We start from the raw sequence: 22,895 nt of genomic DNA on the forward strand, positions 1-22,895 counted from the left end.
GTGAGTTAAAATAAAAGCTTCTAATGTTTACACAGGGATTATCAAGGCTCTATTCTGGCTATTACTGATGCCACGGGTGCAGTTGTAGAAAAACGCCTTTTTGATGCCTGGGGAGCTATTATTAGCGTGCAAGACGGAGCAGGTAATATTTTAAACGGTCTTACTATTTTGGATAGAGGCTATACAGGACACGAGCATTTGCAAAGCGTAGGACTCATACACATGAACGGGCGTTTATATGTTGCTAAGTTGTGCATCTTTTTTTACAACCTGATAATTATGTGCAAGACCCTTTTCTATATCTTTCTGTGCTGTAGAATCTTCTCAGGTACAAGATTGTTCTTGGATGTATTAAATACTCTTTTGATTTTAAGTAAAATACTTTCGTCTTTTTTCTTTCTTCTCTTTTTGTAATTCTTTTACAGTTCTTAATAAAAACTAAATAATTGATTTGTTTTTTGTTAAAATAATACAATACAACCCTGTTTAGGATACATTTTGCCCCTTGTAGATGTGTTTGAATTCATAATTTAGTATTAGTTAATTTGGAGTTATTAATAAAAAAACAAATAATAAATTTATCATTATGTAAATAATACAGGTTTTAAATTAAAATCTTTTAAAATTTGGATTTGTAATGGTCTTTGTTTGTTTTTATTTGGCTTCTCAAAACAACAACTGTAATATAAATGTTTTATATCACTTAAGGTAAAAGGGAGTAAGCATTTTTACAAAAATCGTTTTTTAAAAAATATAAATTGAATTAGACTATCTGGAAAAAAGGATAATGTAATGTGTCAATAATTAATCAATAAAGCCTAAAAAGTTTGCCTATGAAATAAAAGAAAAAAATAAATTAACTACACAATCTTAACTCTATAAAAAAATAAGGTGTTGTAATAATGCCAATAGGTTTAAGGTGTGTTAAACTAAAAAACCAACTAATACTAATTAATTATTAAAATTATGAAAAAACTACTCAAAGAAAGTAGCTGTAGTCATCAGGTTTTAAAATTTGACTTAAAGACGAAGCTTAATGCCGTATTTCTTTTTATTAGCATTTTTATCTTACAACCAAAAAATCTTTATTCAGCAACATTAGATATAGGATCTAATACTTCTCAAAATAATATACAGCAGCAGTTTACGGTAAAAGGAACTGTGGTAGATAGTAATGGGCAACCTTTACCGGGTGCCAGTATAGTAGAAAAGGGTACAAATAACGGTACTCAAACAGATTTTGATGGTAAATTTACATTAAAAGTTTCCGGCAAAAATGCTGTTCTGGTTGTTACTTTTATTGGTTTTACTACTCAGGAAGTAGCCGTGAATGGTCAGGCTACAGTTAGTATTAAATTAAATGATAATATTTCCTCCTTAGATGAGGTAGTAGTGGTAGGTTATAATTCAATGCAAAAAAAGAATTTGGCCTCATCTGTATCTGTGGTTAATGCAAAAGATTTGAAAAACTTATCTACAATTGATATGGCTCAGGCTTTGCAAGGAAAAATGCCTGGAGTTCAAGTAACAAATACTAATGGAGATCCAGGAACTGGTGCTAAAATTATTATCAGAGGAGCTGGTTCATTCTCTAGTACAGAACCCTTATTTGTAATTGATGGTATTGTAGGTGGCGATTTTAAAGCAGTTTCTACTCAAGATATTCAAAGCGTGACAGTGTTAAAAGATGCATCAACTGCAGCTATATATGGTTCAGCTGCTGCAAATGGAGTAGTGATTATTACTACCAAAAATGGTGAAAAGGGGAAAATAAAGATCAGTTATGATGGGTCTTACGGAATCGCTACAATAGGTAAAAGAATGAGTATGTTAAATGCAGCTCAGTATATTGATTTAGTCACTGATATTCAAGGGGATAGTGGTATTACGCCTTATCTTAGTTCTGCTGATGCAAAGATTGATAGAACGGATTGGCAGTCTGCTGTATTTAGAAGCGCTCCTGTTGCAGAACATAATATCCGTTTATCTGGTGGTAGTGAATCAGTTACTTATTCTTTTTCTACAGGATTGATTGATCAAGAATCAACCATTATTGATTCTAAATTTACACGAATCCATTTTGGAACAAAATTAACCGAGAATTTATTTAATAATAGATTAAAATTAGGGCAAAGTATTCGGATGAAATATGATGTTACAAAAGGATCTACAGCAAGTTTTTATGATGCCCTTTATATGCCACCCTATTTGTCAATATATGATTCTAACGTGTTGGGAGGTTATTCAAGAGCTGATAAGGTTAGAGATCTTAATGATGCTAATAATCCTTTTGCATCGGTATATCTTTCACCGAAAACAGATCGAAGTTTACATACGGAATTGGATTTAAATGCCGAATTTTTAATAACAGATGGATTTAAATTTAAATCTCAGGCTCGTTTAACGGCAGATAGTTCTCATGGTCAAACTTTTAATTATCCTTTGCAAGCAGGAAATTTCACCAGATCTGCTGCTAATATGAGTGAGAACTATAGTTATGCATATCATATATATATGGATAATTTCTTTTCGTATGACAAAATTTTTGGTATGCATAATATTAGTTTTATGGTAGGTAATCACTATAATCCTAGTGGGAATTATGGATATGTATCTCTTGCTGGTTCTGATTTTTCTAGTGATGCAATTCAAAATATTGGACTTGCAGATCCTGACAATAAATCAATTACAGGTGTATCTGTAAATGGTGGAAAATCAAGATTATCATATTATAGTAGGTTTGGATATACTCTTAATGATAAATATATAATTAATGCATCATTCCGTAGGGATGGTTCTAGTGTATTTGGAGAGAATAATAAATGGGGTAATTTCTATGGAATTGGAGGTGCATGGGACATCTCTAAAGAAAATTTCATGAGTTCTGTATCAGCAATTGATAACTTGAAATTGCGTGTTAGTTATGGAAAAACCGGTAATGACCTTATTCCAATGTTCTTGACCAATTCAACCGTTTGGAAAGGAGATAGCAATAATCTGATTTATTCGCTGGGTGACACTGATGGTACTTATGTAAATGGTGCAACAATTAACAGTATCGCCAACCCTAATCTGAAGTGGGAAGAATCCAATCAAACAGATATTGGTTTTGATCTAGGTTTGTTTAAAAAAGCAACCATAGTTTTTGATTATTTCAATCGAGATAATAAAGATTTGTTAATTCAAACTACGCTGCCAACAAGTACAGGTATTGGTAATCCTGGACAAACTCCCTCTACTGTTGTAAACGGGGCCAGTATGAAAAGTAAAGGCTTTGAGCTAGGAATTACATATAATGGCAAGCTAAATAATTTTATTTGGGATGTAAATATGAATGCAACATATAATACAAATGAAGTATATGCTGTAGGAACGGTGGGTGATATTCCAATCACATTTGGTAATACTCGTACAGAAATAGGACATCCATTAGCATCTTTCTACGGATATAAAGTTGATCATGTTGCGATAGATCAGGCCGATATTGATAAATTAAATGAGATTGCCGTATCTAATGGCTTTACAGAATATCAAAGTGGATTGTTACCTGGTGACAGAATATGGAAAGATACCAATGGTGATGGTCATGCTGACGATAAAGATCGTACCTTTATTGGAAACCCATCTCCAAAATGGCAATACGGATTAACATTTAATGGTGAATACAAAGGATTTGATTTTCAAGTAATGTTGCAAGGTTTAGCAGGTGTAGATGTTGCAAATATGAATCATGGAACATTTGAAGGTATGGCAAGACCATTTAATAGTTTTACCACTGTGTTAAATCGTTGGAAAAATCCAGGCGATATAAGTACATTGCCTGCAGCTGGTCAAAATCCAGGGACTAATTTATCTTTCTCAGATTGGTATGTAGAGAAAGGAGATTATATGCGTATTAAAAATATTTCTGTTGGATATACTTTACCTTCTTCAATTTTAAAAGGAGGAAAATTAAGAATTTATTTAGCGGCTCAAAATATTTTTACTTTTACTAAATATACAGGTTATGATCCTGAGGTTAGCGCCTCAGATACTTCTGAAAAAGGGTATGTTTTCTCACGAGGAATTGATAATATGCAACATCCAAACCCTAAAATTTATCGATTAGGGTTGCAATTTAACTTTTAATTAATTGACTATGAAAATCAAGATATTAGTTTTGTTCACAACAATCTTTACATTGTCATCATGTAGTGAAGATGTACTGAAAGTGAAAAACGAGAGCAGTTATGATGGTGAAACTTATTTCACTAATGCAAAAACTTTAACAGAAGCTTCAACAGCTATGTATGGACCGTTGTTGTTTCAAGGTATGTATGAACGTGAAGCGTATTTCGTGTTCGACTTACTTGGAAACGATGCTGATAAAAACACCCCTTTAGCTGGTGGTCTTCTTACATTCCAAAATTATACGTTTAATGCTACTACTGATGAAGTAAGATTGTTTTTTAACTCTTGTTATAAAATGGTTTTTCGTGCCAATTTTACTATTGATGCAGTAAGTAAATGGGAGCCGATTGAAAGTTCAGATGTTGAATTGAAAAAACGAATTATAGGTGAAGCTGAATTTTTGAAATCTTTAGCTAATTTTTGGTTGGTAACTTGTTTTGGTGATGTTCCGTTAAAGAAAACATTAGCAGATCATTATACCTATAATCAAGGAAGAACTCCAAAAGCAGAGATTTGGGCTGATATTGAAATGAATCTAACTGATGCAATCTCGAGATTACCTTTAGCACAGGATTATAGCGCGTCTGATTATGGGCGTGCTTCAAAAGGTGCTGCTGTAGCTCTTTTAGGTAAAGCATATCTATTTCAAAAGAAGTATTCAGATGCACAAAATCAATTTTTGTCTTTAACAAAAGCTCCGTATCAATATGGTTTGGCTAATTCATTAGATGATATTTTTATCCGTGATACTAAAACTAACGAAACCATATTTGCGGTTATGCACGGTACTTGGCAAGGTTGGGGTGTAGGAAATGCTTATGCTATGTTTGGAGGTCAAGAACAATGGGGAGGAGTAACAACTCATACAGGAAGAGCACAAGAATACGGGTTTAATGATTGGTGGAACGTTTTGGTTTCAAAATCATTAGTTGATGCATATAAGTATAAGGATGAAAGTAATAATGATTATCTTGATCCTCGTGCCAAATTGACTTATTATTCGAATGCTTCACAAGGCGGTGATGATACATATTATGATCAAACTACTAGTGGATCACAATCCTATCCAGCGAAAATTACTGATGGGAAAATTTCGTGGAGAAAATACGAATTATATGAAATTCAACAAAGTTCTGGTAATCCTGATAGTGGTATTAATAGCCAAATTATCCGCTATGCTGATGTACTCTTAATGTTAGCCGAATGCTATATTGAGAACAATATGACAAGTGATGCTCTCCCTCTTATTAATAGCGTTCGTAATCGCTCAGGTGCTTTTCAGTACACTACTCTTGGCAATCAAAGTCAAGCTCGAATAATTTTAAGACATGAGCGACAAATTGAACTTGCGGGTGAACAAATAAGATATTTTGATCTAGTTCGTTGGGGGATTTTGAAAGAAACTATTAATGCAGAAAAGCAAGCAGCTTATGGAATTCAACCAGTTCAAGACAAACATGCTCTATTGCCTATTCCTCAAATTGAGAGAGATGCTAATCCAGTTCTAAATGAGCAAGTTTTGAATAACTGGAATTAATACTTTGACTCATCCTGCAATAGCTTGACAGATTAATGAAAATTTCCCAATTGCATGCATTATGTAATTGGGATTCTCATTCTCAGATGTGGTAGTGTTTTATAGTTAGTGATAGGATGTTTTGTGTTATTAATATTTTGGAATAGAGTAAGTAAATGCAAAAAGTAATTTTAAGATGAGCAGTAATGCTCATCTTTTTTGTTTTAATATTGTCTTAAAAGAATTAAAAATGAGTAAAGATACCACCTCGTGTTCCAGAGTTAGTGATGATATAAATTGTCCAAGATGTAAAGAAAAAAAGCTTATTAAAAATGGGAGAACGAAAAACAATAAACAGCAGTACTATTGTAAAATTTGCTATTACCGTTTTATAGATACTTATACCTATCAAGCTTATAAGTCAGATATTAATCAAAAAATTATTGAACTAACTAAAGAAGGTTTAGGAATTAGAAGTACAGCCAGAATATTGAAAATTTCTGCTACAACAGTATTAAAAAGAATTGTTTCAATTGCAAATAATATTATTCAGCCAATAATCCCTAAAAGAAAAACCTATGAAGTGGATGAGATGTGTACTTTTGTTGGATACAAGCGTAATCTTATCTGGCTGGTTTATGCACTGGAAAAGAATTCTAAAAGGGTAGTTAGTTTTAATGTAGGTAGACGTACCAATAAAACATTGAGTTGTGTATTAGATACTTTGAAATTTGCAGAAGCTAAAAAGATATGTACTGACAAATTAAAAAATTACAGATACCTCATTGAGGAAAAATTACATTCTGTAAAACGTTTTGGCACCAATCATATAGAAAGGAAAAATCTAACTTTGAGAACTCATCTTAAAAGATTGCATCGAAAAACGATTTGTTTTAGCAAAAGTTTGGCGGTACTTATTTCGGTTTTAAAGATCTATTTTTGGATTTGAGATTTAAATTATTCGTAAAATTATACAAGTGTAAACTTATAAAACTACATTTTTCTTGGTTGCTTTGTTTTAAAAACCTGAACGTAAAAATAATATGTTTACTGAATTGACCGCAAAATATTTTAAAATTAGTAGGATTTGATTTTATGGATCATTTTTTCCAGAGTTGCAATGGCTATTTCTTTGTCCTTTGCCTCAGCACTATAAGACTTAGAACGGACAGAATGATAGGATAGTTCCGTTTTGTAAGGAGTGGAAAGATACGGGACAATGGTTTTAAAAACAGTACTCATGGATTTTGCACTGATGATTCGTGATTCGTCTCCTGCTCGTAAGATTAAAGCAAGTTGATCTGCGGAAAGTACGCAGCTAATTTTATGATCAGTATACTTTACTTTTAGATTGTTGGTGTTTTTTTCTAGTTCTATTGGCGGTATCAGAGATTTTTCAATTCTTTTTTCAAGATAATTAATTTCCTGTTCAAACCAATTAGCGATTACTTTTTTGAGACTTTTATTTTTAAGGTTAAAACGAAAATTTTTGTTGGTGTATAACTGGTTAAATTCTTTGAAGAAGAACCAAAGCTTATCTAATCGGTCGGCATCATTTTGGAAGAGTTCTATTTTTTTTATTATGGAACCCTTAAAATAATTCATGTATTTAAGGTTATTAAAATTCAGATAAATAAGTAGTTCATCTATAGCAGAAAAGCTGTTGGTCTTTTTGGGATTTTCGCAAAACAATTGCAATTCCTGAATTAGTTTTTTCCTATAGAATATCGCTCTGTAAGTTAATGAGGTATTGTATTTTGAAAAATCATAGATGTCAAAAATAATTGCTGTTATATTCTTATTCGCAACTTCTTTTTCAAGTAGAGGTTTTAATTGGCTGAATTTCTGTTTAAGTTCTTTTTTGGTAACTATGAGGTATGAAATCGGAATTCTTTCATCAATATTGAGATAATTAGTAAAGCGGCTTTCAATAAAGGCTAATAATTCATCCAGACAACGAATTAAAGTATCCATTATTTTTGATAAATGTTCACTTTTGAAAACCGTCTTATTTTGATTGCAGATGACCATATCCTGAAGTGCTATGAGTGAGCTATGGTATTTTTGTACCAAGGCTTTAATTTCACTTTCTTTACGAAAAAGAAATATTTGTTTGTTGAGTTGAATCTGTATACAGAGAATTTCCTTTAGAATTTTTTCTGTAATTATTTCTAGTTCTTCGGAGGTAATATGGCACAGATAATCTTTTCCTGGATTCAGTGTGATTGAAATCAACGAATCTAACCATTCCAAAGGATATGTTTCAGCTGTTTCCATTAGCATTACTTGTGGTAATTGGTTATTATATCTGGTGAACAGTTAGGCAATTACAGGGGATTTGTAAGTGTTGCCTAAGTCATTATAGTTTTACACGGTCTATTTTTTTTTTGCTGAGTTATGGAGCATTTATTTATCGCTTATAAAATTCAAAATAAAAATTGAAAGTATTTTCATCTTATTCTTTATTATTCCCAAATTGACAAGTCATATTCCCGTTATGACATCAAAAATTTGCAATAAGACAATAAAAAATCCAAATTTGACAACAATAGTATTTTATATTGTTTCTATTTTTGTAAGAATAATTGATAAATCATAAAAGATGATTGCAGCTCATGACTTTTATGAGAATGAACATGCACAATTTTGGATAGCAGACTCTATTCTCTATTTTAAATACAAAGAAAATACAACAATTGATTTAAAGGTAGCACAGCGGGTAGTTGCTGACAGGATTCATTTTCAAAATGAAATATCATTTCCGGTATTATGTGATGTGCGGGGAGTGGTTGGCACCAAGAAGGCAGGAAGGGATTACCTAGCGCATAGAGGTTCTGTTTTAACAAAGGCGGTAGCTCTTTTAGTTCATGAAAATGTTTTACACATGATCAGTAGTTTTTATCTCCAGATAAGCAAACCGAGTGTCCCGACAAAAATATTTACTAAAGAAGAAGAGGCTATACTATATTTAAAATCATTTATTTGATTCTGAGTAGGAAGAGACTCTTTACTAAAGAAAATAGTTCTACTGAAATGAAATTTAGTAGAACTATTTTTATCTTAGATTTCAGGACAATTGCTATTCCGATTTAGGAACAGCTGATTACTTTAAAGGATGAGAATTAGTTTTCAGTTCTAATTATGAAGGAGCAAAGAAAGATGATTATCTCAATTTATGCTCATTCTGTAAGGTGTTAAGTAATTCTAAAACATAATTATCTCTGGCTTGGATATAAGCTACTTTAGGTATGATACTAGCACCGAGTTTTCTTTTTTCAAAAGTAGCAGAAAGACCAAAATCAATATTCGAAATTCCGAGTTGATTGGCTCTCTTGATGGTTTGGAACAACAATTGTCTGTAGAGATGGTATTCTTTGGCCCAATTATAATCCATTCCAATTAATTCGGGTACATAGACATTTGGAGTATTTTTGTAACAAAACATAATGCCTACAAAAGATAGTTCTTGCTGTGCTTTCAAAGATAGCACAATGAATTCCCAGTTTTTGCAGTTATTCATGTTCTCGAAAATTTCGATTGTATAAGGAAAGGTATTGATGGCCAAATTATGGGCTTGCACATTTTTATAAAGAAGGTGTGCTCTTTTCATTTCCTCATCTGAAAGTTGTTGTTTGATGGCTATATGATAATGGTTTTCATAGGCCAGTATTTCCTTTTTGAAATGTTTTTTGGAACGACTGCTCAGGCTGTCTGCAAATTCTTCATAGGTGGACCACGGCTCATTTTGTAAAATGCAGGAGTCAGGCATATTGATTTTAAAATAGCCTTGGTTTTGAATGCTTTTATTCCAATGGTTATCTTCTTTAAAATCACGCAGTATCAAGCGATCGGCTTGTAGGGCATTGTATTTTTCTTCAACGACATCCAGTAGGAGTTGCAGGGCTTTTTCAGCCAGCGGATGCGCCGGTTGATCATAATAATGTTTTCCTTCGGTAAATAAGCAGCCCATACTTAATATTTTGGAAGTAAGATACATGGGATTGGATTTGCGAATTTCTTCCAGTTGTCGAGAAACAGATTCAGTAGCCAACATATCATCTTTCCAAATTCCAAAAGTAAAGAAGGTCATTAGAATGACTTCATCGTTCTGATCCCGTATCGTGTAGTAGTAAAAGTCAAATTGGTTGGTGATATCTTTGTGAGTAGAAAAACAGGATTCCAAATAAAGCATGCCTTCATAATTCAGTAAGTTTTGCGTTCCCATTAGCTTGTTCCACAGCTTTGCATCAATAGCTTTGATTGTATTTTTTTCTTCACAATAGAGGTCGGAATTTTTGCCTGCTTTGATTTTGATTTTGTTTTTAGTTTGGATGCCAAAAGCCTGATGGATTTTCATTAAACTGTTATTCGTTTCTTCCAGGGCTTTTGGGAAATGATATTCAATAGCATCGGCTAAGGCTTTGATGTCTTCTTTTTGATTGTGTGCAGATAAGGTAATGCGGATTCCAGTATTTTTTATGGGAACAGCGGGATAAATGCCAAGATTCAGAAAAAAACCTTCCTTAAAAAGACGGTGTACAAAGTTGTAGGCAGTGATTGGAGTTGCCATACCTAAGAAAAAAACAGGGGAGTCATTTTGGGACAAAATAGGAAGTTCTGCTTTCTGCAGTAATTCATTAAAATATTGAATTTTATGAGCCAGATCTTGCTGCAGGCTATTTATTTCATCTGATAAATGAATAGTAGCTGAAGCTATTGCTGCGCCTACGGAAGCAGGTTCCAATTGAGCAGAGAAGGTAAGAGGACCACCAAAATTTTTTATTTTGTTTCTCAGCTTTTCATTGGAGCAGAAAACTGTTGCCCCACTGGCTCCAAAAGTTTTACTCAGAGTACCGACCACGACGATGTTTGCCGGAAGTGTTTTAATGCTGTCAAATACGAATCCTGTTCCGTTTTTACCTTTCCAACTCATGCCGTGCACATCATCGAAGTAAAGATGCAGCTGGCTGTATTTTTGGCTTAGTTGCAACAGTTCTGTAATAGGAGCATAGTCACCATACATCGAATAGACACCGTCTGCCATATACCAAATCTTGTTACAGCGATTACTCAGGTTTTTGATTTTATCTTCCAACATCTGAAGTTGGTTATGCCGAATCATTTCTACCGGGATTCCTCTTAATTTGAGCAATTGGCAGGCATTTTGCACACTCCAGTGTACCTGATGATCCATAATTACCCCATCTTCGTCTCTGATCAATGTGGGAATCACGGCCAGATGCCCTAAAGTACTATTCTTAGTAATGATAGGAGGAATGCCGTACATCTTTTCGATTTTTTCTTCCAGTTCGGCATATAAAGGATGAGAAATATAGGATTTGGAGAGCGGGAATTGCGTACCATAATCTTCTATAGCCCGAATGGCAGCCTGCTTTAATCGGATGTCCTGCTCCAGTCCCAGATAGCCAGTGGTTCCAAAATGAAACATTTTTTTTCCTTTGATTTGTATGGTTCTGCCTGTTAAGGATTGGTCTTCTGCGTATAAATGCAATACCCCTTCTTTTTTTGCTCCTGATAGCACATCGTCTACTGTGTCGATAAAATTGTTGTGTTTGATTTTTGCCATTTTGTTCCGATTTATAATGAGTAATGAAATAGGATTAAAATTCACGATAAAAACGGAGCGATTTTTAGTCCATTTCATATTACTCCCGAATTGACAACTCATATTCCCGAATTGATAACTTTTGATTAAGAATTCTCAGTAAAACATCTTTTTTGTAAACAATAATCCTGAATCAACAAGTGTATTGTTGTAAAATGTTCTTATTTTTGTTAAATAGCGATTTATAATTAATAAAAGAAGCTAGGCAGGATTTTTAAAGAAAGCTTATACAGGACAATGTAACTTCAGCTTTTTTAAAACCACAAAATCATACCTCCAAAAACCTAAAAGCTTCAGCTATGATCTTAATGAATTAACATATGGTAATCCGGTATGGAATGTATCTGTAATGCAGCTTATCATTTATTTTTTCATAAAGGCACTATTTATTAAAGGACTATTAATGCAGTTTAATTTTATGCTATGGAAATGTCATTTAAACAAGAAAGAATTGTTCCTATTTACCAGATGCTTTTTGAAATGGCCCGGGGTAATTTTAATAGCAATATTCCTTTAAGTGCTATTAATGATGAGTTGGAAACCCTGGCGGTTTTAATTAATATGGTTGCAGAGGAAATGAGAGAATCCATTTTTAAAGATGGCTATGTAAATTTCCATCACAGCAATAAGGAAGTGCATCATATTGCTTTTATTCTGGATCATAATTTATTGGTTAAAAGTTTTACATCTAAACTAAATAGTTGTTTGGGTTTTGCTGAATCTGAAATACTGGGAAAACATTTAAGTTGTATCTTAAGTGAAGCTAGTATTGAAAATTTAGAAAGTGCTGTTAAAGGATTATCCGAGGCAACGGCAACCGTGGTCTTAGATTTCATTAGTAAAGAGCAGCAGCTGGTTTCGGTGCGTTGTAGTATGGTACGACTAATAAATGATGCGGAACTATTATTGCATCTTGATTATGTCGTTCGGCAGCATGCATTCGGTGGCAAACCTGTGAGCAATGAGGATAGTGACAGTATCAAAGCGACAAAGGTAGATGCGGTTTTGACTCAAAAATTATACGATTATATTATGGCTCATTTGGAAGAACCACTTCCATCTATTAAAGAACTGTCCCGTCAGTTTGGCACCAATGAGTACAAACTGAAATCCGGTTTTCGGTACTTTTTTAAAACAAGTATTTATCAGTTTTACAATGATGAGCGTTTGAAAAGAGCTTATTTTATGATGGAGCATACGCAAATTCCATTAAAGAACATCTCAGTGATGAATGGTTTTAATAATTATCCCAATTTTTCAAAAGCATTTAAAAAACGTTTTGGGATCTCACCTTACGAGATACCACGATTGGAAGATAGGCAGTTGTAAGTGTTTTTACAAAGACTAGAAGCTAATCCCGTCGTTCTTCATTTCAGTTTATCCGCTTTGACTAAGTTTTATTCCTCAATAAACAACTGTTCTTATTTTGAAGTTCAGAAATTTACATTGTAAAATAAATGTAAAGCTATGAAGTCGGATAAAAAGTTACAAAAGATAAGTGTTGAAGTCATTTGTTTCCTTTATGTTGTATTGTTTGTATATGCAGCCACTAGTAAATTACTTGATTTTAAAAATTTTCAAATACAATTAGGACAGTCCCCAATGCTAAGCGCCTATGCGGCATGGATAGCCGTTTTGATTCCGTTTGTGGAGTTATTTATTTCCATAGTACTGCTACTACCTAAATGGAAGCTATTTGGTTTATACGCTTCTTTTAGTCTGATGATTTTATTTAGTACTTATATTGTGGTAATTTTAAATTACAGTATTTATGTTCCCTGTTCTTGTGGAGGGGTTTTGGAAGATTTAAATTGGCAACAACACTTAATTTTTAATCTGGTTTTTGTGCTTTTGGCTTTGATAGCCATCTACCATTTGACTTTCTCAAATCAAAAGAAGCCAGTCCCAAGCCAAAAAAGATTTTGGATAACACTTTCAGCTTTCGCTTTTCTTAGTACTATGATAGTAGTATTGCTTTTTATCAGTTCTGAAGCGATGATTCATCACCGAAATCCTTTTGTACGTCGTTTCATTCCGCATCTTGTTACTAAGAAACAACAGTTTGACCTGGAATACAATTCCTATTATTTTGCAGGAGCGGGGCGGGGAAAAATCTATTTAGGCAACTATACGAATCCTTCCATCGTAACCGTGCTGGATACTGCTTTGCAACATAAGAAGGCCTACAGCATTAAATTGGACAATACTAATATTCCATTTCGTTCCGTACAGTTAAAAGTAGTACCTCCCCATTTTTATGTTTTGGACGGAACGGTTCCCTGTATTTTTAAGGGTAAAACGGATAATTGGGAAGCCAATTTGTACCACAACGGAGGTATTCATTTCTCAGCTGTCAGTGTTGTTAATGATTCAACAATTGCCTTTAGATCCCGGGACAGACCCAGTAAAGAAAATACATTAGGCACAGCTGTATTGGGGAAGAAAGATCCAATACAATTGAATGATAGTTTATTAGAAAAACAGATTGACGGTGTTTTTGATACAGATGGAAGTTTGCTCTATAACAAGGAATTGCAAAAATTGATATATGTATATTATTATCGAAACCAATACATTGTTGCGAATTCCAAATTCAAATTAGAATATCGCGGTCATACGATTGATACCAATACCGTAGCCAAACTCAAGATTGCTCATTTGCCAGAACAGGGGGTGACTTTATTTGCTGCACCGCCATTTACGGTCAATGCCTCGGCTTATGCATATCATCATTTGTTATTTGTCCATTCTACTTTGGAGGGAAAATTTGAATCACCCAAAATGTGGAAACAAGCCTCCGTGATTGATGTGTATGACATTAGAGAAAATAGTTATCAGTTTAGTTTTTATGTCTATCATCATAAGCACAAGAAAATGAAGCGTTTCCTAATCAGTGATTCCTGTTTGTTTGCCTTAATAGACGATCAGATAGTTTCCTATTCTTTAGAGAAAGTATTCAAGAAAAAACAGAGGAAATAGTATAGCACTGTTCCTTTAACAATATACCGGCCAGTATCAGGATGTAGATTGAAAACCTGTATAAAAGAGTAGATCATATTGTAAACTTTAATTTTTATTATCATGAAAAAGAGTATTGTAAAGATGATTTTGCCAATAGCGGTTTTTGCATTGGCTGTCACAGCTGCATTTGCTTCCCATGGAGAAAATGCTGTAAACAAAGCAGCATTAGCACCACAACAGGGATGGTTGAATCAGGAAGGAGTTTGTAACCAGTCCATTCAGTGTGATACCGAAGGAAATACTTTATGTAGAACCACTTCGAATCAACAGCTTTTTGGCAAAAATGAAGCCGGAGATTGTACTGTTGAATTGTATCGTCAAAACAACTAATAATTGCTGGAACATTTAGGTGATTTTACAATGCAGTTACTTTATTGTAACTGCATTGTTTTTTTATATTCTTAATTGTTTTTCATATCCAAAATCCAAGGGGCAGGAGTCTGATCTTTTAAAAAATAATCAAACCAGTTTTGCATTCGCCTAGTGAGATCTCTTTGTGTTTTTTCATGCACTAGGGCATGACCTTCATTGGGATAGTAGAGCATAATGGCTTCCTTATTGAGTCTTTTCAATGCCAAATAAAATTCGATAGTTTGACTGGTATTTACATTTTGGTCTTTTTCACCTGTCCAAATCAATAAAGGCACGGAAACATTTTTGGCATAATAAATAGGAGAGTTTTGGTTGTAGCCTTCCCAATCTTCAAAAAGGGATTTTCCCATTCGCCATTGTTGATTTTCAATACGCCAGATATGTGGTTTTCCAATGTTCCAATTAGTAGCGAAGTAATAACTATTTAGATTGGTAGCGGCGGCTCCGATTACTGCCGTAGCAAATAAATTGGTTTGTGTAGCAATAAAACAACTTTCATAACCTCCATAAGAATGCCCTGTTAAACCTATTTGATTTGGATTGACCAATCCTTTATCAATAATAGATTGAGTTGCTGCTGTAACACATTCCAAGGCAGCTATAGCAGGTTTCCCAATTTCATAAACGATGTCCGGCTTTAAATAAAAGTAGCCCTGACTAATAAAATTAGTGATACAGGTTCCATTTGACTCTAATTCAGTAGGATTGACATATAGATGTAATTCATCAGATTGTTTTTCATAAATATCTACAATCATGGGGTATTTCAGTTTTGGATTGTAGTTTGCCGGATAGTAAAGAATCCCTTTGAGGTTCTTGCCCTGTGAGGTTTGATAATGTATTAGTTCCGCTTTTCCCCAATAGTAATGGTAGTGTTGCAGGTTACTTTGAAACAGCTTTTGAGAACCTTTGGATGCTGTGTTTTTAAAAATTAGACTAGGAGGGCTATCGTAATCCTGTTCACGAAATAGGTAACTATTGTTTTTTGAAGCTTTAAATAATTGATCGATGCTTTTGTCTGCAAAGATTATTTTAGATTCTTTATCCTTTCTAGTCCAGCTGTAATAACCTGAATTCATGGTGTTGGGATTCGTTGCTTCTAAGATTAAACCTTGATCTAAATCAACTTCGCTACAACTTAGCCCATTAAAGTTGGGGGTATTCCAAGAACCATTTTTGCGTTTTTGAATTCGAAAGCAAATTTGTTGCTCTCTGCCATGAGTAAGTCTGTTTGCTTTTTTACTATCTATAGCTATTTCCCAAATATCGTACTGATCATAAAATAAGATGCTATTGTTGGATCTATTATAAGCAGCGATGCCATAAGTAGGAATTTCTCCCGCTCTGTCATAATTGCTATTCTCGAAAGTAACAGCTAATTTTTCGGTTAGGTTTTGCTTTTGTTGCGTACTACAATCTAATAGCCACCAATTTTTGTTTTGATAATAGACAAAATAGTTGGTATTCGGTATCATTAAAGTTTCGCTATCACTTACAGGCAGACGTTTTAGAACTAATTGTGTTGCTCCGGTTGTTAAATTCCTGACATAATAGTCCCTGTCATCTTCCATTTTGTAATGAGATTGTGTTGCCATAGGATTGAAAACCAATGCCCATTGCTGTTGGCCATCTAACATTAGTTTTGGAAATTGGGTATCGCTGATAGCAAGGAATTGGTTTGTATCCACGTTCCATACGGCAGTTTTAACCGTTATGCTCCAATTGTGAATTTTTTTTCGTTTTGGGTAGATCCAATTATCCTTTGTTTTCCAGATTTGTACCGTTTCAGGGCTGTTATCGAAAAGTTTTTTCTCTTTTATTCCAAAAAACACTTTAAGCCCATCATCAGAAAGACTTAAAGCTATGTTTCGACTTGTATCTATTCGCATACTGTCGGCTATTTTTGTGTTTTCTTCCATTGAAAACTGAGAAAATTGATTTTTATTTCCATTGAAATAGCCTATTTGGGTAGGTAGTGAATTTTTTTTATCTGAGGATTCTTCAAAGAAAGCCAGTGCATCCCCAGTACTATTCCAACTTGCTTGGGTATACATATAATTCGGATTTTCCGTAATTTTTTTTTCAGACAGGGAGTTCTTTAAATCTAGGATGATTACTGCATTGTACCGGGCTGATTCAATCGTACAGACGATTTTATCAGAAGCCTCATGTAACTTGTAGGTCGCTACATTTTCAATAATTTTAACCGTTTTTCCATTGCTATCACTAATTACAAGCTTATTCTGATTATTAGCTGTTGTCTGTAGCATTAAAAGGTATTTCCCATTGGTAGAAAAAGTAAAATCAGTGGCGTTTTGAATTAGCTGTTTTTTTAATGTTTTAAGGTTTACCTTCATGATACCATCGGCTGTAAGACAGGCAAATTGTTGTTCCTTGTTGAATTTCCCAGTGGTGGCGGTTGGAATAACAATTGTTTTTTGGGTTTTGGTATTTTTTAGGAATAAAGTATCCTTTTGTAATTCCTCGTAACGCATCGCATAAGCCACCCAATTGCCTTTCTCAGAAAGTCCTTCTACAAATAAAGTTCCCCATTTGGGGTAATCAGTGGCAGTGAGTAGCTTTTTAGTGGTAAGCTGCCCCATTACAGGGCAGCTGCTGAACATCCACAGAAAGCATAGCATTAGGGAAAAGATCCTGGTGTTGTAATTCTGAATAGGATTGCATCTGTTTTTCATAATTAATAGCCTAAGTTTTGAGGTTTTAAATTGGGATTAACGATGATTTCTGTGGCAGGAATCGGCCAAAGTTGATTAGTGCTTTTCCAGCCTGATTTAACTGGACTAAGGACAGCATCCAGTTGATTCGTTCTTTTCAAATCAAAAAAACGCTGTCCTAGTTCTGTAAAAAATTCGAGTCTTCTTTCCTGTAGAATCACTTCTAAAAGTGCATCGGCAGTCGTGGCTGTAGTATTCGTTAATCCCGCCCGATTTCGGATTGCATTCACATCCGAAGCAGCCGCTTCCAGTTCGTTCAAATGAACATTTGCTTCAGCACGAATCAGATACTGCTCCGCCAAACGAAATAGGATGGAGTATTCCTGAGTTGTTGAAGCTGTTTGGTATTGCTTGTATTTATAAGCATGGTACCAAGTACTGCTGCCATTAGACACCGCTTTTGTCCAAGTACTTTTTCTCTGGTCATTTGCAGTAAAGGCATTGAGAAGTTCGGGACTAAGAGCTGTTAAGGGAGGAGGTCCAGACACAAAGATAAAGGTAGCGCCTTCGTTCGTACTTTTTCCGCTTACTGATGGCATTAGCTGCCAGATGGTAGTGCTGCTGTTTTTCAGGAATACTTTATCCAAATCAGTCGGGCTGTACAAACTGGTTTTATTGATAATCAGGCTGGCGTTAGTGGCTGCTTCTTCCCAATCCTCCATGTATAAATTTAATCGAGCCATTAAGGCGAGGGCGGTATATTGGTTCGGTCGTACTTTTTCGGCAGAGATGTAATTTTCCCCTAATAATGTAATAGCCTTATTTAAATCGGATTTGATTTTAGCATACACTTCTGTTTGAGGGATTCGTTTTACCGTACTGTTTTCTTGATAATCAGTAGTATCGATGTAGGGAATAGCCCCATAGAGGTTGCTCAGGTAAAAGTGAAGCAGAGCTCTCACGAATAAGGCTTCTCCCATAAGCTGCTCACGATCCGCAGTGCTTAGAGCGGCGGAATTGTTCACGCCTTCGTAAACACTATTGGCAGCATAGATTTGATTGTAACTATTGCTCCAAATAAAGGCAATATTGGTATTGGTCGCCACTAAGCTATTGTTGTAAAAGGCGAAAGATACCGTAGCGGCAGAACCATAGCAAACCAGTTCATCGGTATAGTTGCCCAATTGGTTTGAAATCCCAGATGAAGTACCACTAAGAATACCAGTATCTCTCATTTTATTATAGATTTCGACCATGGCAGCCGTTGCGGTGGCTTTGTCTTCAAATACAGCCGGAGCAGTCAATTGCGAATTGGGCAGGCTTACATCCACAAAGCCGTCACAGGCAATCAAAAGAAGAAGCGGTATTAGGATAAACAGCAGTCGTTTGACGCTTCTTTTTTCGGGAAGCGCAAACTGCGGACTATTTTTAGTGTTGTTTGTTCTCATAATGGTTTCTTTTTAGCGATTAGAAATGGAATTGCATTCCCATATTGATTACTTTTAAAGGAGGCAGGTAACCGGCAGCTCTGAATTCGGGGTCGGCTCCTTTGTAGGGGCTAAATAAGAGCAGGTTTTGTCCCTGCAGATAGATTTTGCATTTCAGTCCTTTAATCCAATGGGGAGCTAGGTTATAAGATAAAGCCAGATTTTTAAGGCGGATGTAGGAAGCATCACTGACTGCTGCGTTGCTAGCAATATAATTGTAGTAGGCGTCTACCACATCATAGTCAGTTCCAGAAGAATATTTTTGATACAAACTATGATCTCCGGGATTTTGCCAATTTTCCAAGGCATATACCGGTTGATTGATGGCTACGCCCGGAAGTCCGGCTATATAAACCCAATTGAAGTTTTGTTGTTTAACAAACTGAAAAGTAAAATCCAGTTGCCAGCCTTTGTATTCCAAATGGTTTTGTAGGCCTCCAAAGAACTTAGGCATAAAATCACGAATGCTGTGCGCATCGTCCGAAAAACTAAGTCGATTATCTCCGTTGACATCTTCAAAGCTGTAGATTCCGGTTTGCGGATCAACACCAGTATTGTTGTATAATTTTTGAATAGTAATGGATTTTCCCACCACATACTTATTGGCATAGGTTGAACTTTCCAGTCCGGGAAAGGCAATCAGTTTGTTTTTAGGCACCGTCAGGTTAAAATTACTGGTCCAGGAGAAGTTTTTTTTCTGAATGTTAGTCGTGCTTAAGGTCATTTCTATTCCCGTATTCTGGACTGTCGCATCTAAATTAGCCTGTAAAGAAGGAAAACCTGTTGTCGCGGGTAGGGGGATACCCACCAATTGATTGGAAGAACGATTGGAATACCATGCCCAACTGAAGAAAATACGGTCTTGGAGCCAACCCGTTTCTAGAGCAATTTCCAGTTTTTTGTTGGTTTCCCAACCGTAATTAGGATTAAAGAGTCGGCTGGGTTGCAGGCCTACCGTACCCTGATAGCTATTGCCCGTAGAGCTATAGGTATTCATAAACTGATAATCGCCAATTTGATCATTTCCGGTAGTACCGTAGCTGGCTCTTAATTTTCCGAAACTCATTGCAGAAAAATTATGGGCTATAAAATCCTCTTTGGCAAACAACCAGGCAGCACCAACAGCACCAAAAACGGCAAATTGTTTTCCAGGGCCAAAACGGCTGGAACCGTCTCTTCGGGCGGTGAGATTCAGGATGTATTTGCTGTCCCAATTCCAATTAAGACGACCAAAAAAAGCTTGGTATTTGTATTGGCTTGTTTGATTGTTTAGAATGTTAATGGTAGCTGCCGAAGCCAAATCGAAGATCAGGCTGTTACTGGTAAAACTGCGACCTCTACTAATTAATTGCTCAGCCTTTTGGTTTTGAAAAGTTCCTCCGATGAGGGCATGGAGTTTGGTTTTTCCAAATGCTTTTTGCCAGTTGATTTGCGGTTCTATAATCCAGGAACTTCTATTGGCATTATTGACCAGAATCGAGGAGTTTTTACTGCTGATATTGAAAGCCGGATTGAAAAGAGTGGAAGGGGAGCTGCGGAATTCCTGATATTGCAGATGGGTATATCCGAAACTGGATTTTAGTTCCAGATTTGGAAACAACTGGTAAGAGAGCACACTATTGGCAATTAAGTCGTTGGTTTTAGCAATGAATTTTCCTTCCAGACCGGCTAAGGGATTCGACCAGGTATTGTTTTCCCAATTTAGATTTCCTGCTGTATCATATAAGGCGGGAGCATTAGGAGCCAGAGACATGGCTGTGGTTGTAAAATCAGTCGAAGGTAGCTTATTATCCTGATTGACATAATTGGCAGAAAAGTGGAGTTTGAATTTATTGTTTTCCGACTCATGATGGAGATTGGTATGCAAGGCTGCTTTTTGATACCTAAAATCACCAGGGAAGACGGTGGTTTCTGAGCGGTAGGTTCCGCTTAAGAGGAATTGCGTTTGTTGATTGCCACCGGAGACGGAAGATTGCAACGTTGTTATTTTAGCAGTGTTGCCTATCAGTTCCTTTTGCCAGTCGGTATCACGGTTTTGATCCCAGGTTCCGTTAATATCGTATTCATAGCTGGGGTAATTGCTGATGCCATCGTTTGCAAAAGCCTTCCGCCTCATGGAGAGGTATTGTTCGCTGTTCATCAATGGCATCATTTGCGTGACTCGTCCATAAGCTTGTGCGGCATTGACTGAAAATTGGGTTTTGCCTTCTTTCCCTTTTTTAGTACTAATCAGTACAACTCCGTTGGCACCTCGCGAACCATAAATAGCTGTGGCATCAGCGTCTTTGAGGATTTCAATACTTTGGATATCGGCGGGATTGATACTGTTAAGCGGACTGGAATTGCCGGGAACGCTAGTGGAGATTTGCGTATATCCCAGAGATTGCGAAGCATAGGGCACCCCATCAATAATATACAGCGGTTCGTTTCCATCGGCTCTCAGGCTATTGATTCCCCGAATTTGAATGTTAAAGCCACCTCCGGGGACACCAGTTTCCTGTGTGATATTGACTCCGGCCATTCGCCCCTGCATGGTGGCTAAGGCATTGCTTATGGGTTGGTTTTCGATGTCTTTAGCAGTGATTTTCGCAATGCTTCCGGTGCGTTCGCTTTCTTTAACCGAATAGTAACCCGCATTTACCCGCACCTCCTGCAAGCTGGTGGTGTTGTACACCAGTCGAATAGGGATAAAAGAGCGTCCCTGAATAGGGATATAGGCTGTGGTACAACCTACAAAGGATACTACTATGGTATCTAGGGGCGAGGCAAGCAGTTGATACAAGCCCTTGCTGTCCGAAATACTGCCCGTTTGAGGCTGGTTCTTGATGGTGATGGTGACCCCGGGCATAGCGCCAGAAGCATCGTCGACGATTCCTTTTACAAGAATTTTTTGAGCCGATAGGATTGGCGTCCAGCAGACTACCAATAAAAAGACTAGGGAAGACCGCCTATAGCTGGCCCAACCCTTTACAAATGAATAATTATTCATACTTTTGAAATGGTTTAATGAAACTTCGGTTTTGTTAGTTCTGGCTCTCTAGGAAGTTTGGTCGCTGTCTAGAGGGCTTTTTTTTGTGGTTTCTCAGTGTGAATAGTTAATAGCGGTCGGGTAACGAACATTGATTTTTTATTGCATAGGCATTGGTTTTAAAGGTTTATTATTATTTTAATTTTTACCGCAAAGAACACAAAGCAGAATCGCAAAGTTTTTTTGCCACAGATTACACCAATTTTCACAGATTTCTAAGTTCTCAACAGTCTGCCTTCTGTCTTCTGCCTTCTGCATTTTGAACACTGAACACCGCTTTCTGATCACTGAACACTGCAAACAGGAACTTACACTGTCTTTCCTAGTTGCAGCCTAGGGCGGACAGTGTATTTCCCAACTAACTCAAATGAACCCATCAGATGATATTGTTAGTAAATATGATAAAACAGTTTCCCCGTAAAACTTTTAGCAAACATTTTAAACTTTCAGTTGTGAAATAGAAATAAAGGATATACTTTTAAAGTGCGAGTTTAAGAGAGTTTTATCCGGTCATTCTAGGTGTAAAATGAGGTAGTGGTTAAGGTTTCTAATGATGGCCATTATTGTTATCATTAGATGGCGTACATAATTGGTGTCTATCGATACCAAATTATTGATGTACATGCCCCACTAGTTGTTTTACAGGGAAACAAAAAAGTTGACCTTGATTATGGTGGTCGGACGATAAAGGGGGTTAAGTAATTCGTTCTCATACATAAGTTTTTATGGAACGATGTTTCTGAATGTGTAGTGACTTGCAAAAAAGCAAGGAGCGGTCTCACACTTTAGAACCAAGGGCGACCAAACCCATCTTTAAAATCTTTCGATTAAAAAGTTACCTCCTAAAGCTTACGTGAGAACCGCTCGCATGCCGTATGCAAAAGTAAAAAACTTTTTGACATGGAGCGATTTCACGATATTCTCGAAGGTAAAATTGGTCGTTTTGGTTCGAGAAATCATCGTTTAATTATGCCATTATTGGCTAATAATCAATTCGCTA

The 22,895-nt window shown here is 35.8% G+C and carries 12 protein-coding genes; 7 read left to right on the forward strand and 5 right to left on the reverse strand.

The features are described from left to right. Window positions 1-966: 966 nt before the first annotated feature. The 3 genes from AC4FRF_RS16810 to AC4FRF_RS16820 all read left to right on the forward strand — a co-directional run bounded on the left by AC4FRF_RS16810 (window position 967) and on the right by AC4FRF_RS16820 (window position 6,635). Window positions 967-4,128 carry a SusC/RagA family TonB-linked outer membrane protein gene (locus tag AC4FRF_RS16810; RefSeq protein WP_491161339.1) on the forward strand — a complete coding sequence of 1,054 codons (3,162 nt, stop codon included), beginning with the start codon at window positions 967-969 and terminating at the stop codon, window positions 4,126-4,128. Window positions 4,129-4,138: 10 nt separating this feature from the next. After that, window positions 4,139-5,707 (forward strand): RagB/SusD family nutrient uptake outer membrane protein, encoded by a 1,569-nt coding sequence (locus AC4FRF_RS16815; protein WP_491161341.1) that lies wholly within the window; start codon window positions 4,139-4,141, stop codon window positions 5,705-5,707. Window positions 5,708-5,936: 229 nt separating this feature from the next. After that, complete coding sequence (locus AC4FRF_RS16820) at window positions 5,937-6,635, forward strand: IS1 family transposase (protein ID WP_491161343.1); 699 nt, start codon at window positions 5,937-5,939, stop codon at window positions 6,633-6,635. A 128-nt stretch (window positions 6,636-6,763) separates the two neighbouring features. Here AC4FRF_RS16820 and AC4FRF_RS16825 read toward each other — a convergent pair whose 3' ends face one another. Further along, window positions 6,764-7,963, reverse strand: a complete 1,200-nt coding sequence (locus AC4FRF_RS16825) for a hypothetical protein (protein WP_491161344.1) — start codon at window positions 7,961-7,963, stop codon at window positions 6,764-6,766. Between the two features lie 325 nt (window positions 7,964-8,288). On the opposite strand from AC4FRF_RS16825, the gene AC4FRF_RS16830 reads away from it, so the two are divergent. Continuing rightward, window positions 8,289-8,672 (forward strand): DUF7793 family protein, encoded by a 384-nt coding sequence (locus AC4FRF_RS16830; protein ID WP_491161346.1) that lies wholly within the window; start codon window positions 8,289-8,291, stop codon window positions 8,670-8,672. Between the two features lie 177 nt (window positions 8,673-8,849). Here AC4FRF_RS16830 and AC4FRF_RS16835 read toward each other — a convergent pair whose 3' ends face one another. Then, window positions 8,850-11,375, reverse strand: a complete 2,526-nt coding sequence (locus AC4FRF_RS16835) for an aminotransferase class I/II-fold pyridoxal phosphate-dependent enzyme (RefSeq protein ID WP_491161348.1) — start codon at window positions 11,373-11,375, stop codon at window positions 8,850-8,852. Window positions 11,376-11,792: 417 nt separating this feature from the next. On the opposite strand from AC4FRF_RS16835, the gene AC4FRF_RS16840 reads away from it, so the two are divergent. From AC4FRF_RS16840 to AC4FRF_RS16850, 3 genes are all read left to right on the forward strand, one after another. Then, complete coding sequence (locus AC4FRF_RS16840; RefSeq protein WP_491161350.1) at window positions 11,793-12,641, forward strand: helix-turn-helix transcriptional regulator; 849 nt, start codon at window positions 11,793-11,795, stop codon at window positions 12,639-12,641. Window positions 12,642-12,779: 138 nt separating this feature from the next. Beyond that, window positions 12,780-14,291, forward strand: a complete 1,512-nt coding sequence (locus tag AC4FRF_RS16845; RefSeq protein WP_491161352.1) for a MauE/DoxX family redox-associated membrane protein — start codon at window positions 12,780-12,782, stop codon at window positions 14,289-14,291. A gap of 102 nt (window positions 14,292-14,393) precedes the next feature. Further along, on the forward strand, window positions 14,394-14,663 hold the full coding sequence (locus tag AC4FRF_RS16850) for a DUF6520 family protein (RefSeq protein ID WP_491161354.1): 270 nt from the start codon (window positions 14,394-14,396) through the stop codon (window positions 14,661-14,663). A gap of 71 nt (window positions 14,664-14,734) precedes the next feature. Here AC4FRF_RS16850 and AC4FRF_RS16855 read toward each other — a convergent pair whose 3' ends face one another. From AC4FRF_RS16855 to AC4FRF_RS16865, 3 genes are all read right to left on the reverse strand, one after another. After that, a complete protein-coding gene (locus AC4FRF_RS16855) occupies window positions 14,735-17,308 on the reverse strand; it encodes an alpha/beta hydrolase family protein (protein WP_491161356.1) in 2,574 nt (857 codons plus the stop codon). A 95-nt stretch (window positions 17,309-17,403) separates the two neighbouring features. Beyond that, window positions 17,404-18,828, reverse strand: a complete 1,425-nt coding sequence (locus AC4FRF_RS16860) for a RagB/SusD family nutrient uptake outer membrane protein (RefSeq protein WP_491161357.1) — start codon at window positions 18,826-18,828, stop codon at window positions 17,404-17,406. Between the two features lie 19 nt (window positions 18,829-18,847). Next, complete coding sequence (locus tag AC4FRF_RS16865; RefSeq protein WP_491161359.1) at window positions 18,848-21,856, reverse strand: SusC/RagA family TonB-linked outer membrane protein; 3,009 nt, start codon at window positions 21,854-21,856, stop codon at window positions 18,848-18,850. Between the last annotated feature and the right edge of the window lie 1,039 nt (window positions 21,857-22,895).

The sequence above is a fragment of the Flavobacterium sp. ST-158 genome, from assembly GCF_058309975.1.